The following is a 15,880-nucleotide window of genomic DNA, read 5'->3' as shown; positions in this document are numbered from 1 at the left end:
AGCCGGGTGAGAGACCCTTGGGGAATTTCTGGCTAGGTTATCGATTCCATACTCGTCCAATCTTTCTACGGATGCTGTCTGACTGAACAGGCACAAGAGAAGCTTTAAAGCTGACATCTATCCAGGGAAGTGTGAAGAAACGGATGGTATTGAAATGAAACTCTTTTATAACGTTGAAGACAAGCCTCCTGTCGGAGCCGCAATCTTACTAGCTCTGCAACATATGCTTGCTGCTATGGGGGCGATTATCGCTGTCCCTCTGGTGGTGGGAAGTGCGATCGGGCTGCCTACCGATCAAATGGTTATTCTGGTGAATGCTGCCCTTATGGTCTCAGGGGTGGTAACCATTATTCAGTGTAAAGGCGTTGGCCCTGTTGGGATCCGCCTGCCAGTGGTGATGGGTACCAGCTTTACCTTTGTTGCGATATCAATTTCTATCGGCCTGGATGCCGGTGTCTCCGGAATCTTTGGTGCCTCATTGGTGGGATCGTTGGTAATGATTATCGGTAGCCGGTTTATGCCGCAGATCCGCAAATTATTTCCGCCAGTTGTCTCCGGAACTGTCGTCGTTTTGATTGGTCTGACTATCTTGCCGGTATCGGTAGACTGGTTTGCCGGTGGATTTGTCGGCCAGGAGGGATACGGACAGGTCCGTAACTTGATGCTCGGTCTACTGGTGCTGGTAGTCGTGATTGTACTGTCACAGGTTGGCAAAGGCATAATTTCGGCAGCCGCAATTGTGATTGGGATGGCGGTTGGTTATTTGACGGCCATCTTCATGGGTATTGTGGACTTTTCCCCGGTACGCGACGCCGCATTTTTCGCCTTGCCGGAAGTGATGCCGTTCGGGCTGAGCTTTACCGTGAGCGGTATTATCGGGATGTCGATTGCCTATCTGGTTACCATTATGGAATCGACCGGTGATTTCCTGGCTCTGAGCGATGCGACACATACTAAGCTTACTGGTAAGAAACTGTCGAAGGGGATCTTGTGTGACGGTGTCGGAAGTGCATTAGCATCGGTATTCGGTGCGACGCCATTCTCTTCCTTTAGTCAGAATGTCGGCATTGTCTCCATAACCGGCGTTGCCAGCCGTCACGTGGTGGCTGTAACCGGTATTATCATGTTGCTCGCCGGTATGTTCCCTAAACTGGGCGGTATCGTGGTAACCATTCCTTCGCCAGTGCTTGGCGGGGCAGGGCTGGTTATGTTTGCGATGATCATTTCGGCGGGGATCGGCATTCTTTCCCGGATTAACTTTACCAAACGAAACATGCTGATTATTGCCGTCGGTGTTGCCTCCGGCATGGCGGTAACAGTTCGTCCTGAAATTCTTACCTATCTACCTGATTCAATGAGAGTAATTTTAGGCTCGGGCATTACAACCGGTTCTCTGGTTGCGCTGGGACTTAACATCGCACTGGGCATCAACCGGGCTGACGAAGCCGAAAGTGCACAGGAAAAACGCGAGGCGCTCGAAGAGCAAATCAAAGAGTGCGAAGCCTGTAACCGTGCACTCGAAGAGGAAGAAAACCTTGCTCGCCAGCAGGCGGAGCTGGAGCGAAACTAATACGCAAAGAGCCGGTTGGCAGCTTTGCAAAACAGAGTTCAAAAACTCTACACAACAGATTTATAAAAGGTCAGTACGTAGCTTGTTCTCGGGATCACCCTACTGGTTTCATGAGTTAACAGCAGGTGGGCGTACAAAGACATTAATGAGGTAATTATGGAATATACCCAATCTATCAAGGCAATTCGTGCATCAATTATGGATATTGCCCATGTGGTCGATAAGCCGGAGGATATCGAGAACAATGTCCGCTTTATCGAAGATGGTTTGATGCTGGTTGACAATGGCCGTATTGAATGGGTCGGACCCTGGGAAGAGGGTAAGGACATGGTCCCTGCATCGGTACGCATTCGCAGTTATCCGGGCAAACTGGTGATGCCGGGATTCATTGATACCCATATTCACTACCCACAGGCAGAAATGGTGGGCGCCTACGGGGAGCAGTTGCTTGAGTGGCTGAACAATTACACCTTCCCGACAGAGGCCCGTTACAAGGACAAAGACTACTCGCGGGAAATGTCGACTTTCTTTATCAAGCAGTTACTGCGTAACGGTACCACCACCGCGCTAGTGTTCGGCACCGTTCATCCCGAGTCAGTGGACGCCCTGTTTGAAGAAGCTGAAAAAATCAACATGCGGATGATTGCCGGCAAGGTAATGATGGACCGTAATGCACCGGGCTATCTGCTTGATACGCCAGAAGTTGGTTACAACCAAACCAAGGAGCTGATTGAAAAATGGCACAAGCGTGGCCGTTTGCTGTATGCGATCACTCCTCGCTTTGCGCCGACTTCAACCCCAGAGCAATTGGCTATGGCGGGCAAGCTGAAGGAAGAGTATCCAGATACCTATGTTCATACTCACCTGTGTGAGAACAAGAATGAAATTGAGTGGGTGAAAGAGCTGTATCCGGAGCAGGATGGTTATCTTGACGTTTATCATCACCATGGTCTGACGGGCTCTAAGAGTGTGTTTGCACACTGTATTCACCTTGAAGACAAAGAGTGGGACTGCCTCCATGATACGGACTCCGCAATCGCATTCTGCCCGACATCCAACCTCTACCTTGGCAGCGGCCTGTTCAAGTTGCAGGAAGCCTGGAAGCGTAACATTAAAGTGGGTATGGGGACCGATATCGGTGCCGGTACAACGTTCAATATGATGCAAACGCTAAATGAAGCCTACAAGGTCATGCAGCTTCAGCAGCATCGTTTATCTGCGTTTGAAGCCTTCTACCTGGCGACACTGGGTGCAGCGAGATCGCTGTCACTGGATCATTTGATCGGTAACTTCGAAGTGGGCAAAGAGGCCGATTTCGTCATTATCGACCCGTGTGCCACTCCGCTGCAGCAGCTTCGCTATGACAGCTCGAAAGATTTGGCTGAGAAATTGTTCATGCTGATGACGCTGGGTGATGATCGCAGCATTTACCGAACCTACGTTGACGGCCGTTTGGTATACGAGCGCGGCTGATACACCGCTTAAGAAAAAAAGATTCAAAAAATAAAGAAGTTTAGAGGTAATTAAATCTTCGTTGAGAGGAAGCTCAACACACTTTCTGGGCAGTAAGGAGCACGTCTCATTGATCGAGGTACAGCGCGCTCTTTACTCTCAATGACAAACAAGGAACTATCACCATGTCTGAAAATAGTACAATTCAAAGTGATCCCGCCAATATTGCAACAGAAACAAAACCACAAGGCGGATTAGACGGTTATTTTCACATCTCGGCACGCGGCAGTACCGTTAGGCAGGAAATGGTTGCAGGTTTAACAACCTTCCTCGCGATGGTGTACTCGGTTATTGTAGTGCCGAGTATGCTAGGGGCTGCAGGTTTTAATCAGGGAGCGGTATTTGTCGCAACCTGTCTGGTAGCGGCATTCGGTTCGTTGCTGATGGGGCTTTGGGCCAAATTGCCAATGGCGATTGGTTGTGCCATCTCGCTGACCGCCTTCACCGCATTTAGTTTGGTGCTGGGGCAGGGGATCAGTATTCCTGTTGCGCTGGGTGCCGTATTCCTGATGGGTGTCCTGTTCACCGCTATCACAGTCACTGGCGTGCGTCAGTGGATACTCACTAACCTGCCGTTTGGTATTGCCCACGGTACTGGTATCGGTATCGGTTTGTTCCTATTACTCATCGCCGCTAACGGCGTTGGCCTGGTTGTGAAAAACCCGCATGCAGGTCTACCGGTTACATTGGGTTCTTTTACTTCTCTACCTGTGTTGATGTCCATTATTGGCCTGGCGGCTATCTTCGGTCTTGAGAAGCGCCGCGTTCCGGGTGGTATTCTACTGGTCATCATTGCGATTTCTATTTTCGGTCTGATCTTTGACCCGAACGTCACTTACCAGGGCTTGTTCGCCATGCCATCATTTGGTGCCGAAGGTGAATCACTGCTAGGTAGCCTGGATATCATGGGCGCACTAAGCCCGATTGTTATCCCAAGTGTTCTGGCGCTGGTCATGACAGCCATCTTTGATGCGACCGGTACGATTCGTGCGGTCGCTGGTCAGGCTAACCTGCTTGATAAAGACGGCCAGATCATTAACGGTGGCAAAGCCCTGACAGCGGACTCAGTCAGCAGTATTTTTGCCGGCTTTGTGGGCGGTGCGCCTGCGGCAGTTTACATCGAGTCAGCTGCGGGTACAGCCGCTGGTGGTAAGACCGGGCTGACAGCAACGGTTGTTGGTGGTTTGTTCTTGTTGATGCTTTTCCTATCGCCTGTTAGCTATCTTGTGCCTGCTTATGCGACAGCACCTGCACTGATGTATGTTGGTCTGCTAATGATGAGCAATGTCAGCAAGTTGGATATGGCCGACTCTGTCGATGCATTGTCTGGCTTGATGTGTGCTGTGTTCATCGTGCTAACGGGTAACATTGTTACTGGTATCATGCTTGGCTTCAGCTCATTGGTGATTGGCCGCGTTATTTCAGGTGAATACAAGCGCCTTAACGTGGGTACCGTTGTTATTGCTGTTGTTTTGGTTGCGTTCTATGCAGGTGGCTGGGCGATCTAGAGTTCGTCATGTTTCCCTTCCATTTTGAAGGGAAGGGAGGGGTAATGCTAACCCCTTCCTTGTCTCTCCCTTGAAAAGTGTGTACAGGGGAGACTACGCACAGATAGCAACTACAGAGTTGCCTCATTACAAAAGCGAGAGCCTGTTGGCTCTCGCTTTTTTTATGGCGATAGGAACAAACGATATTCGTTATTGTTCTTTTAACCACGCAACAACAAACTTGGCGACGTCTTGTGGACGATTCAGATCGAGTTGGGGCAGGGTACACCCGTCAGGGCAGTCGCCGTCGGTGGTAAAGGCGATAATAGTTTCGTCGTTAGGATACAGCAGCGGCTTGCCGTAACTTGGGCGGTGAACCTCTATTTTGGTAAAGGCTTCGTCGCGGAAACCTTCGACCAGTACAAGATCCAACTGGCTGTGATCGAGTTGTTGCAGGCAGGCCTGCAGCTGTGGTTCTTCGCGATCAGGCTCTGGATATTCGAAATACAGCATATGCCTCTCTTTTGTCGCCATGAGTGTCTGGGCGCAGCCAGCATGGCGCAGGCGATAACTGTCTTTTCCCGGAGTATCTGGGTCGATACTGTGGTGGCTGTGTTTGATCAGGCCAATTCGCAAGCCTTGCTGCTTCAGCAACGGAATAAGTTGTTCCAGTAGTGTTGTTTTTCCTGAGCCGCTGTAACCGGAAAAACCTATAATTGGAGTCATGGAATACTTCGAGTAAGTCTGTTTGTCCTGATCCTAATTGAAATTACACCCCACGTCATGATGCAAGCAGGATAAAGTGTCAAAATCTGGGGGATCAGTGTACGAGCACTGTGTACGGAAAATGATAGGAATGGTTATGGCCCAACTCTCAGCAATTCAAATAGATATTACAACTCTAGATGTGGATGCTATCGTCAATGCAGCAAACAATTCGCTGTTGGGGGGCGGAGGTGTTGACGGTGCTATTCATCGTGCTGCCGGTGCTGAGCTGCTGGCTGAATGCCGGACACTGGGTGGTTGCAAGACCGGCGAAGCCAAGCTAACCAAAGGCTACCGCCTACCGGCAAAATATATCATTCATACCGTTGGTCCGGTATGGCACGGCGGCAGTCAGAATGAGGAACAGTTGTTGGCGAGTTGCTACCGAAATGCAATGTCGCTGGCTCGTCAGGCTGAGGCAAAAAGTATAGCTTTTCCCTGTATCAGTACCGGGGTGTATCATTTCCCCAAGCAACGTGCGGCTGAAATTGCGGTAAAAACGGTACAAGAGGAAGTGGCTAAAGATAGCAATATTATTCAGGTCTACTTTGCCTGTTTTGCTACCGAAGATTTACAGACCTATCAAATGCTGTTAAATCATCATTGAGTATACTTGTATCAATAGTGAGTGTAGGAGACTTTTTTACCCTTAGGAGACAGATTCAGGCTACATTTATTGTGTAGCGCATTTACATCGGTAATTAACAAAATGAAGTAAACAGAGCGCCAAAATATAGTATTTCGTGATTCAGCGTAATTTCGACAGGAAGTCGCCGTTCTGTATTACGAAGATGATCAGACTAAGCATCAGGGAGAGTGCAATGTGGGCAACGTTGGATTTTGAAGCGTCTGGGTTATCCGATCAGTCTTATCCGATAGAAGTTGGGTATTCCTTGCCAGACGGTAGTGGCAATAGCTTGCTGATTAATCCGCTAACGGCAAGTGATGTTTGGCAATACTGGGATGACTTTGCCGAACATAAGATTCATCGAATTTCCAGACAGGAACTGCATCTTGAAGGGCGGCAGGTCGTAGAAGTGTGTCAGCACCTTAATGCCGTTCTTGGTCAATATGAATATGTCTTTTGTGATAGCCAGTGGGACCTGTTTTGGTTAGGTCGCCTGTATCATGCGGCACATATGAGGCCTTCATTTATGTTGACGGAAATCGGTCATTGGCTGATGCAGGAAAATGGCATTGAGCGTGCACGTTTTCAGTTGGCACTGGAAGAGCAAGGGCCAGTGAAGCATAGAGCAATGCATGACGCGCAGCAAATCAGGTTGGCGATCACTCAATTGATGAGATGAGTAACCCCCGAAGTAGACGATTTATATAGCGCGGAAGTTATCAAGCTTGCAGGCAAATCTGTATAATTTCCGCCTAATTGTGTTTTCGTTGAGTACTTTTTGTTGTCCGATTTAGCGTTTCGATCCAGCACTGAACATTCCTTAGGCTCAGAATCATCCTCATCTCCCCACGTGTTGCGGGTTGCTGTGTTCAATATTTCAATGTCGGCACCAGCCCCCGGGCAAATCCTCGAACAGACGGCCTCCAAGTCGGATACGCGGCTGTCAAAACTTGCTGCGATTATTCAGCATACGCGACCGGATGTGTTGATGTTGTGCGAGTTTGACCATCCCGGTGAAGGTGGCGATGATGGTAGCCTTGCAAACTTCTGCCGCCATTATCTTGAGAGTTCACAGCATCAGCAGCAGCCTATCGACTATCCATATCGCTATTGTCCGCCGACAAATACCGGCTTGATGAGCCCCTATGATCTTGATGGCGACGGAGTGCTGACCCTTCCGGGCGATGGTTTGGGTTTTGGTGAACATCATGGCCATTTCGGTTTTGTCCTATTGTCACGTTTCCCTATTGAAGAAGTGGCGATCCGGAGCTGGCAGGAAATGCTCTGGCGAGATCTTCTCGATAATGTGATGCCAGATAACTATTACAGTGAGCAGGCCGAGCAAGTGTTGCGCCTGTCCTCGAAAAACCATGTTGTCGTCCCCGTGAATGTTGCGGGACAACGGATTAATTTGTTGTGTTGTCATCCGACACCGCCGGTATTTGATGGCAGTGAAAAGCGAAATGCGCGCCGTAATCATGACGAGCTGAAGCTGGTGGCAGATATTATCGACAATGCAGATTATCTTCGCGACGACAGGGGAGCGTTGGGAGGCCTGGAGAAAACGGACCAATTTGTCGTGCTGGGTGATCTGAATGCCGACATGGCCGATGGTGACGGGATAAAATCGGCCATTCGTAACCTTTTGCTCCATCCTCGCATTAACCGCTTGGTCAGTGCTGGTAAGAAGGCACCCAAAAGCGTGGGCGGACGTTTTGCGATCCCCTGGCAGCAGCGAAAGGGGAGGCCGATTGAGTGGACGCATATTTCAGGTTTAAGGCTGGATTATGTCCTGCCTTCCTCCAACCTCAAGGCACTGCAGTCAGGTGTATTCTGGCCGGATAAGAAAGATCCGATGCGCTACTTGATCAGTGATGAGAGAGGCCGGGACCGCCCGCAAGCCGGTTCGGATCATCGTCTTGTCTGGGTCGATATCGCGCTAAATACCTAGCTTCAGAATGACTTGTAATCCCGGCCTGACATTTTCCTCAAGTGGTTGAACTGATTGTTCTCACCTATCTTTAGTTTGGGGATAGCCATTGACGTTCAGGAGTCATATTATGCCGGGTACACAAAAAGCACTAGGCGGTGAAGGGTTGCGAGGACAAAGCGCGGGTTCAACGGCTCTGTGTACTGTGGGCAAAACCGGCACGGGGCTAACTTACCGTGGGTATGATATCTCAGACTTGGCAGCCCATGCCGAGTTTGAAGAGGTTGCTTATCTCCTGCTGAAGGGAAAGCTGCCGACGCGAACAGAACTGGCCGCTTATAAGAGCAAGCTTGTTTCCTATCGTGGATTACCAATGGCATTGAAAGCGGTTCTCGAGCAGATCCCTGCTGATGCTCACCCCATGGATGTGCTGCGTACCGGGTGTTCGATGCTGGGTAACCTTGAACAGGAACATGACTTTGACGAAGAGTATGACAGGGCGGATCGTTTGCTTGCCTTGTTGCCAGCCATTATCTGTTATTGGTATCGCTATAGCCACCATGGGGTAAGGATTGAGACCTATTGCGAGCAGGATAGTATTGGCGGGTATTTCCTGAAGATGATCACTGGCGAAGAACCGTCAGAACTACATCGTCAGGTGATGCACTGCTCGTTGATCCTCTATGCCGAACATGAGTTCAATGCCTCGACATTCTCCGCGAGGGTTTGCGCATCGACACTTACCGATCTCTACTCCTGTATAACTGCCGCCATTGGTACCTTGCGCGGGCCGCTACATGGGGGAGCAAACGAAGCGGCGATGGAAATGATCGAGCGCTGGCAGTCGCCAGATGAAGCAGAGGCTGGCATCCTGGCGATGCTGGCCAACAAAGAGAAAATCATGGGTTTCGGTCATGCAATTTATCGTGAGTCAGACCCGAGAAATGCATTAATCAAGGCGTGGTCGGAGAAACTGGCCGCACAGGCTGATGATGCGGTACTGTATGATATCTCGGTGCGGGTTGAAGACGTAATGAAGCGCGAGAAAGCCCTGTTCGCTAATGCCGACTTCTTCCATGCGACGGCATACCATTTTATGGGGATTCCTACCCGGTTGTTTACCCCCATTTTTGTTATGAGCCGGGTGACTGGTTGGGCGGCCCATGTGTTTGAGCAGCGGGCGCATAACCGGATAATCAGGCCGAGTGCCGATTATATTGGTCCCGACCATCAAGATTGGTTGCCAATAGAACAGCGCCACTGAGCATTAGGAGTGCTCTGCAGGGATAGATGAATAAGGAACTGACGTAATGGAAAACCTGGATCTGTTTTCGCCTTTAGCTGTTTCCGGCGAGTGGCTGGACATACCTGACGGGAAGCTGTTCTGGGCACCGAACTTCATCTCTGCAATTGATGCCGATGACTATTTTCACCGGCTGTCGGCGGGGCTGAATTGGCAGCAGGAAACAATCAGGATGTTTGGCCGTGAGGTGTTGCAGCCAAGGCTTCAGGCATGGTGTGGCGAAGCCGTTTACTCCTACTCGGGGCTGACCATGTATCCGGCACCGTGGACGCCTGATCTGTTAGCCATTAAGTCTGCCTGCGAGCAGGTATGCTATTGCCGCTTCAATTCGGTATTGGCTAATTTGTATCGAAACGGTCAGGACTACATGGGCTGGCATCAGGATAATGAGACTGAGTTAGGACCTCAGCCGACTATTGCCTCGGTCAGCTTGGGCGAAGGAAGGCGTTTTGTTTTAAAACACCTGGCCAGCAAGCAGAAAGTCGAATTTAACCTTCAGTCAGGCTCCTTGTTGGTCATGGCGGGAACAACCCAGCAGTTCTGGTCTCACTCCGTCCCCAAAACCCAGCGTTTTAAAAATCCTCGTATAAACCTGACCTATCGGACGATTTGTTAAGAATTTCTCAGGTTGTTTAGCTCGATCACACCGTTTGGGTTCGCAATACGCTTATGTTTGACCTTCCGCTGACTTAGCCATTAAGGTCGTCTGGTAGCGTTTTTGTGCATTTAGCATGCACATTACATGGATACTTCAATATTGGGCATCTGTTATATCACCTGCCTGATATTGCAATGGAGGGTTTATGAAGTCTTTGAACGTGGGATTGGTGTTTTTCCTGTCATTGTTGGTTTGGGGAGTCTATGCCGAAACGGCTTCGTCGCCGCTTAACAAATCAGAGCCATTCCCTTCCTACCAGCAAGACGCTGAACTCATCCGAACGACTTATGAGCGCAATCTGTACACACTACCGGCGTTCAAGATGGGGCACTATGGGCTTCGTATGTACCGCCAGACTCAGGACGCAAAATATTCAGCGGCTATTTGGTCGGATATGGCACGTGTGGCAAGCCGCCTGAATAAGTTTGCCACTGAGGTTAATACTCCGGAACAAATTAAGGCTTATTCGGCGACCCGCATTCAAAACTATGGCAAGAAAACCGACGTTCGGGGCAAGCTGCGATATGCCGCGACGCGCTCTCAGCCTGAGTATCTATATCTTGGGGTTGATTTGCTAGGATCTATGGCCCGTGCCAATGAGTACGGCCTCAAACATCGCGATGACAAGATCCTGCGTGAGGTGATCCGCCGTTATGACTTTGCCAAGTATGCAACGGATCCGGCAATGATCCGGGCGTGGGCTGCCCAGCTTGCCAACCAGGTGTATTGGTTACGCCAGTTGGGTGAGCAGGATGTCGTGAATGAGTTTATTGAGGCGTTCAAGGCGACTTACCCTGATAGTAAGGATGCCGAGCTAACCGACCAGCAGTTCATGAACAAGATCTACGGCCTGACTCATATCATCTTCGCGGCCTCTGAATACTATCAGCATGCGATTAACGAGAAAGATTTCCAGTGGGTGTATGACTATTATCGCAACAACATAGATACGATTATCGAGCGCTCGAAAGAGGATGTGATCGCCGAAGTCGGCATTAACTTCCTGCTTGCCGGGCTGGACAACGATCCTGTGGTGGATAAAACACGCAAGGCTATCCAGGGGGCGATTGACCGTGACGCTGGCATGGTGCCGTCAGTGAAAGGGGAAACTGAGTTGCTTGATGGCGAGCATCGAAATGTACTGACCATCATGCTGCTGGACTGGCGAGGAGCCCATGAAGTTCCTACGGTATCCAAACAACCAGAAATCTTTGTCTCGGTGCCATACGGGTTAATTTCGCAGTAGCCGCTAAAACATGTGAACTTAACAAGAAAGCCCCTGTCATTTCATTTGGCAGGGGCTTCTCTTTATCAGGTTAAAAATACTTGCCTTTAATACTGGTAACGGTGAATGTTTTTACTTCCATACTCGGAGACCAGTAAACGGCATTCCAGCCTGCCTTTGATTTCAAATGGCGAATGAACTCTCTGGGAGATTTGAGTTGCTCCCATACCTGAGGAAGGAACAAGGCCTGGCTGTGGTTATCCGATAACACGACACCCACTTTGTTGTTCTCGAGGTACTCGATGAGTGCTTGCTCGTTATCGACATCCAGCACTTCAGGTTCTGATAAGACCGATATTTCAATCATCAATTGATCCAGCTGCTCTTCAGTTAATGGCATAAAGCGATGATCCTGATAGGCACTGGCACGTGCTTTATTGTGTACTTCTAAAACCAGTGGGGAGTTGGCCGACACCGAACCGAGACAGCCTTGTAGTTGGCCATCAACTTCGAGCGTAACGAAACAGGCGCCGGGTTGGAGTAGTTTTTTTCCATATAAATCGAGCTGAGGCGGGCGAGGCAACTCCTCTGAAAAGTGTCCGCGGATGGCTTCCCGGGCAATATCTAGCAGCTGGGTAAGCTCCCCTTTATTTAGGTTCTGATATGAGGTAACTGACATATCCAACAACTCTCTCCTTATCCCCGGCAGTATCACCGGAGTTTTTTAATTCGATACGTGTGATTTGATAATCCCGTTGCTTAGCGAGTAAGAGTAATGTGTTGATTCCGGTCGAACCGCATGCCTGTTCGGGGGTGAGTGATGGGTCGTAATGCTCGATTAGAGAGCAGGTGTCCTGATCGATTTTCTGGGCTTCCGAGTAAGGATGATAGTGACTGAGATCGCTGCTAATGACTAACAGCGTGCTGTCATCTTGCCATAACGAATCGATAATATTGGCGACGTTGACTGGGGATACATTACTGGTTAAGAGCGGCAACAGAGTAAATTCATTCAAACATGTTTGCAGAAATGGCAACTGTACTTCTAGGCAGTGCTCAAAGGCATGAATTTGGTCTGATACTTCAATATCATCTATTTCACGAAGTATTTCAACACTTTGCTTGTCTATAGCGATATTGCCAAGTGGTGAGGCGAAGTAGTCGACCGACGGGATGGCACATCCCTGGAAGAAGTAACGGTGGCTGGGTCCTATCAGTATCACTCGTTTAATAGTGTCTGCCTGCGATTTTAGATAGCGGTAAGCTTGGGCTGCAACTTTCCCCGAGTATACGTAGCCGGCATGGGGAACAACAACGGCCCGAATTTTTTTGTACTCATCCGTAGTCGGGATTAGCCAGCTATCAAGCTGACATTGCAGTGTTTCCGGGGACTTATCATAAAAGCTCCCCGCAACGGCAGGTGGGCGAATATTCATTGAAATCACACAGTTATTTTAAGCAATACTATATTTATTATAGGAACAATTTTCACATCGAGTGACTTATGTTGCAGCCTCCGAGTGTATTCAAAACCCATTATTGGCATCGGCTGGATGACGGTCGGGTGATTTGTGATTTATGTCCGCGTCATTGCCGGCTGCGGGATGGTAAGCGGGGAGCCTGTTTTGTCAGACAGGCCCTGGATGGTGAAATCGTCCTGACCAGTTATGGCCGCTCTAGTGGCTTCTGTATTGATCCGATAGAGAAAAAACCGCTTAATCACTTCTACCCCGGAAGTTCGGTGCTATCGTTCGGAACAGCTGGTTGTAACCTGAGCTGCAAATTTTGCCAGAACTGGAGTATCAGTAAGTCGCGCGAAATAGACACGCTGGGTGAAACGGCAATGCCCGAGCAGATTGCCCAGGCCGCCAAACGTTATGGCTGCGACAGCATTGCTTTTACCTACAATGATCCGGTGATCTTCATGGAATACGCCGTGGATGCCGCCCAGGCCTGCCATGAACTCGGGATACACAGCGTCGCCGTCAGTGCCGGTTATATGTGTGATGAGCCCCGCATTGAGTTTTATCGCTATATGGACGCGGCCAATATTGACTTGAAAGGTTTTACCGAGCGCTTCTATCACAAAATCTGCAGTGGTCATTTGGCTCCGGTGCTCGATACTTTGCTGTACCTGCATCATGAAACCGATGTCTGGTTCGAAATTACCACCTTGCTGATCCCCGATGAAAATGACAGTACGGATGAGCTAGAACAGTTGACACGTTGGGTCTATGACAATCTCGGTCCGGATGTTCCAATTCACTTCAGTGCCTTCCATCCAGACTTCAAGATGCTGGATAAACCGAGAACCCCACCAAAGACAGTGCAGCGAGCAAGGGAGATCGCCATTAAGAACGGCTTGAATTATGCTTATGTTGGTAACATTTTTGATGAGGCCGGAGACAGTACCTATTGCCCGGGCTGCAAGAAAAAAGTGCTGTCGAGAAACTGGTATGAACTCGGCGATTGTGTCCTGAGTAACCAGGGGATATGTAACTATTGTGGCTACCAGATTGCCGGACGGTTTGCACCGCCGAAGGCATTTGGTCGCCACCGGATCCCGATCAAAATCGCCTGAATAACAATTACCGACTTGCTGAACAGACTAAGAGGCTTGTAATTCGGGGCGGCTTTCCATTATCTTAGCGAGAAATAGAAACCTAATGTTGATAATGGAAGTTTATGTCTGACATGACCCTTGAGCAGCTTGCGGGCTACCAAAACCTAGTAATTACCCAGCCTCGTTGTCCGTTCTGCGTGAAAGCAAAGGCCATTCTTGATGAGCGTGGTACAGAATACACCACGTTAGTACTGGGAGCTGACCTGGAAAAGACAACCATGGTTGAGTTTATCGAGCAGAAAACTGGTCAGACTGTTCGTACCGTGCCGCAAATTATTCTTGATGGCCAATATATCGGTGGTCATGACGACTTGGTTGCATTTTTAGAGCGCCAGGTTGATAGTGAAGCATTCGGTGACTTCGAACTGTAAGCGACATGCATTGAACGTAAAGGCTCCTGGTGGAGCCTTTTTACTATCTGGATTTAGTTTTGGCAAACACACAAGGAGAGTAGGATGAGTTTTTCAGTACAGATAGACTGGCAACAATCGGGACCGGAAAATCAGGACTTTAGCCGTGATCACACTATACGCTTTGGCAGTGGTCAGCAGGTTGAAGGTTCTTCAGCGCCTGAATATAAGGGTAATGCCAGTCTGGTTAACCCAGAAGAAACCTTGATTGCCGCGCTGTCTTCATGTCATATGCTGACATTTCTGGCGATTGCTCACCTGAAACGCTTACCTGTTGTCAGCTACAACGATACGGCGACAGCTGAACTTGGCAAGAATGCTGATAATCGCACCCAGGTGTCTCGTATTGAGCTTAACCCAAAAGTTGTTTTTGCCGAAGGTGTAACTGTCAGTGATGAGGTGGTGGATAAAATGCACCAGAAGGCTCATGCCAACTGCTTTATTGCCAATACCTTAGCTTGTGATGTTGTTGTCAATAAGCAGTGACAGTCAATAAAATCAGTTGTTTAATGTTAGAAATGTTAAGAATTGATCCAAGTTAAGGCTGTGGCGAATAACTGTCAGACGGACTCTCTTGTTACACTCAAAACAGGTAAAATATAGGCTTGTTTAGCGTCATGATGCAGAGGCAAATATTGGAATTCGGAATCGGTTTTACTGTCTTGCTGGTGGCAGGCTTGCTTATTATCTGGCTAAGCCACGCCCGTAGTGACAGAGAGAGTGCAAGAGCACCGATATTACTCAGTATCGCGCTGCTGACAGTATCGGTGAGCGGTTATTTTTTTCTGGGTCAGCCAGCTTACCAGTTACCCGGCAGCGTTAGTCATGAGACTGAAACTAGCGAGTTGGCAGGATTAACTGCCGGTGAGTTTAACCAGAAGCGAATTGAAGAAATTCAGAATAAGCTACGCAATGATAAACAGAATGGAGAGCTATGGTATGCGTTAGGTAATGCCTATATGTATACCGGTGAGCACGCCAATGCAGCGCTTGCGTTTAGCTATTCATCCCGGTTGGCCGAAGAACCGCAGGCAAATATTTATTCGGCACAGGCCACGGCGATTTATTATCGTGATGGGCAGCGTTTGAATGCCGAAGTTAGCCAGCTTATGGATCAGGCATTAGCCTTGGATGAAAACAACCTTCCTGCTTTGATGCTGTTGGCATCTGATTATTTTCTTAATGCCCGTTATCAAAAAGCGATAGATACCTGGCAGCAGGCACTTGATAGTGAACACCCGGATCTCGATCGGGTAGAGCTGATCACCGCCATTAACCGCGCCAAGAAATTGCTGTAATACCAATCTGGATAAGTAATTGTTCAGATAGTTGCGCAGGAAAAATCACTTAGAACAAGGCATGAATTGCAGCTAACTAGTTACTCTAATTACAAAATTCATNATACCAATCTGGATAAGTAATTGTTCAGATAGTTGCGCAGGAAAAATCACTTAGAACAAGGCATGAATTGCAGCTAACTAGTTACTCTAATTACAAAATTCATAACGCAGCTAAAAGTGATTTTAACCAGCAAGAATGATCAAATACTTATGTAGATTGGTATAAATACTCTTGTTCTGCAATTAACCCATGCCTGGCTCCTCCCCTTTAAATAAAAGGGGAGGAGCCATTCTTTGTTACGCTGAAGGCTGGTAAACACCGATGGTCTTTTTAGGCTTTTAATCCCCTGTAGTGGTTTAATGATCCCGGACACCAAATTAGGTGGTAAAGTCTCCACCGTAAATGAGGTGTTCAATGACAAAACGACA

16 protein-coding genes are annotated in these 15,880 nt (G+C 48.8%); 13 read left to right on the top strand and 3 right to left on the bottom strand.

Annotated elements, in window-relative coordinates; all coding sequences use genetic code 11:
• Positions 1-154: 154 nt before the first annotated feature.
• From BIT28_RS14925 to BIT28_RS14915, 3 genes are all read left to right on the top strand, one after another.
• A complete protein-coding gene (locus BIT28_RS14925; RefSeq protein WP_075765075.1) occupies positions 155-1,570 on the top strand; it encodes a nucleobase:cation symporter-2 family protein in 1,416 nt (471 codons plus the stop codon).
• Positions 1,571-1,726: 156 nt separating this feature from the next.
• Positions 1,727-3,043, top strand: coding sequence for a guanine deaminase (gene guaD / locus BIT28_RS14920; RefSeq protein ID WP_075765073.1), 1,317 nt, complete (start codon positions 1,727-1,729; stop codon positions 3,041-3,043).
• A 164-nt stretch (positions 3,044-3,207) separates the two neighbouring features.
• On the top strand, positions 3,208-4,590 hold the full coding sequence (locus tag BIT28_RS14915) for an NCS2 family permease (protein ID WP_075765071.1): 1,383 nt from the start codon (positions 3,208-3,210) through the stop codon (positions 4,588-4,590).
• Between the two features lie 189 nt (positions 4,591-4,779).
• On the opposite strand, the gene mobB is transcribed toward BIT28_RS14915, so the two are convergent.
• The gene (gene mobB / locus BIT28_RS14910; protein ID WP_075765069.1) at positions 4,780-5,295 is read right to left on the bottom strand and encodes a molybdopterin-guanine dinucleotide biosynthesis protein B; all 516 of its coding nucleotides are present in this window, start codon (positions 5,293-5,295) and stop codon (positions 4,780-4,782) included.
• Between the two features lie 136 nt (positions 5,296-5,431).
• Here mobB and BIT28_RS14905 point away from each other — a divergent pair, with 136 nt between their 5' ends.
• The 6 genes from BIT28_RS14905 to BIT28_RS14880 all read left to right on the top strand — a co-directional run bounded on the left by BIT28_RS14905 (position 5,432) and on the right by BIT28_RS14880 (position 11,099).
• Complete coding sequence (locus tag BIT28_RS14905; RefSeq protein ID WP_075765067.1) at positions 5,432-5,941, top strand: O-acetyl-ADP-ribose deacetylase; 510 nt, start codon at positions 5,432-5,434, stop codon at positions 5,939-5,941.
• Between the two features lie 214 nt (positions 5,942-6,155).
• Entirely contained in the window at positions 6,156-6,641 is a 486-nt protein-coding gene (locus tag BIT28_RS14900; RefSeq protein WP_075765065.1) for a hypothetical protein, read from the top strand.
• Between the two features lie 186 nt (positions 6,642-6,827).
• On the top strand, positions 6,828-7,913 hold the full coding sequence (locus tag BIT28_RS14895; RefSeq protein WP_425439637.1) for an endonuclease/exonuclease/phosphatase family protein: 1,086 nt from the start codon (positions 6,828-6,830) through the stop codon (positions 7,911-7,913).
• Between the two features lie 109 nt (positions 7,914-8,022).
• Complete coding sequence (gene prpC / locus BIT28_RS14890; protein ID WP_075765063.1) at positions 8,023-9,156, top strand: bifunctional 2-methylcitrate synthase/citrate synthase; 1,134 nt, start codon at positions 8,023-8,025, stop codon at positions 9,154-9,156.
• Positions 9,157-9,202: 46 nt separating this feature from the next.
• On the top strand, positions 9,203-9,811 hold the full coding sequence (locus tag BIT28_RS14885) for an alpha-ketoglutarate-dependent dioxygenase AlkB family protein (RefSeq protein WP_075765061.1): 609 nt from the start codon (positions 9,203-9,205) through the stop codon (positions 9,809-9,811).
• A 187-nt stretch (positions 9,812-9,998) separates the two neighbouring features.
• The gene (locus BIT28_RS14880; RefSeq protein WP_075765059.1) at positions 9,999-11,099 is read left to right on the top strand and encodes a DUF3541 domain-containing protein; all 1,101 of its coding nucleotides are present in this window, start codon (positions 9,999-10,001) and stop codon (positions 11,097-11,099) included.
• A 70-nt stretch (positions 11,100-11,169) separates the two neighbouring features.
• Here BIT28_RS14880 and amrA read toward each other — a convergent pair whose 3' ends face one another.
• Positions 11,170-11,757: an AmmeMemoRadiSam system protein A gene (gene amrA, locus BIT28_RS14875; RefSeq protein ID WP_075765057.1), complete on the bottom strand. Its 588-nt coding sequence runs from the start codon at positions 11,755-11,757 to the stop codon at positions 11,170-11,172.
• Positions 11,726-12,514, bottom strand: coding sequence for an AmmeMemoRadiSam system protein B (gene amrB, locus BIT28_RS14870; protein WP_075765055.1), 789 nt, complete (start codon positions 12,512-12,514; stop codon positions 11,726-11,728). Before amrB ends, amrA begins: the two co-directional genes overlap by 32 nt.
• A gap of 68 nt (positions 12,515-12,582) precedes the next feature.
• On the opposite strand from amrB, the gene amrS reads away from it, so the two are divergent.
• From amrS to BIT28_RS14850, 4 genes are all read left to right on the top strand, one after another.
• Positions 12,583-13,659, top strand: coding sequence for an AmmeMemoRadiSam system radical SAM enzyme (amrS, locus tag BIT28_RS14865; protein WP_075765053.1), 1,077 nt, complete (start codon positions 12,583-12,585; stop codon positions 13,657-13,659).
• A gap of 104 nt (positions 13,660-13,763) precedes the next feature.
• Positions 13,764-14,072 carry a glutaredoxin domain-containing protein gene (locus tag BIT28_RS14860; protein WP_075765051.1) on the top strand — a complete coding sequence of 103 codons (309 nt, stop codon included), beginning with the start codon at positions 13,764-13,766 and terminating at the stop codon, positions 14,070-14,072.
• 84 nt (positions 14,073-14,156) lie between these two features.
• Positions 14,157-14,597 (top strand): OsmC family protein, encoded by a 441-nt coding sequence (locus BIT28_RS14855; protein WP_075765049.1) that lies wholly within the window; start codon positions 14,157-14,159, stop codon positions 14,595-14,597.
• Positions 14,598-14,746: 149 nt separating this feature from the next.
• Positions 14,747-15,409 carry a TPR domain-containing protein gene (locus BIT28_RS14850; protein ID WP_245823702.1) on the top strand — a complete coding sequence of 221 codons (663 nt, stop codon included), beginning with the start codon at positions 14,747-14,749 and terminating at the stop codon, positions 15,407-15,409.
• Positions 15,410-15,880: the final 471 nt, after the last annotated feature.

The sequence above is a fragment of the Photobacterium proteolyticum genome (assembly GCF_001939735.1).
GTDB lineage: Bacteria > Pseudomonadota > Gammaproteobacteria > Enterobacterales > Vibrionaceae > Photobacterium > Photobacterium proteolyticum.
The sequence above is the reverse complement of the archived record's forward strand: the minus strand, read 5'-3'. Positions and strand labels throughout refer to the sequence as shown.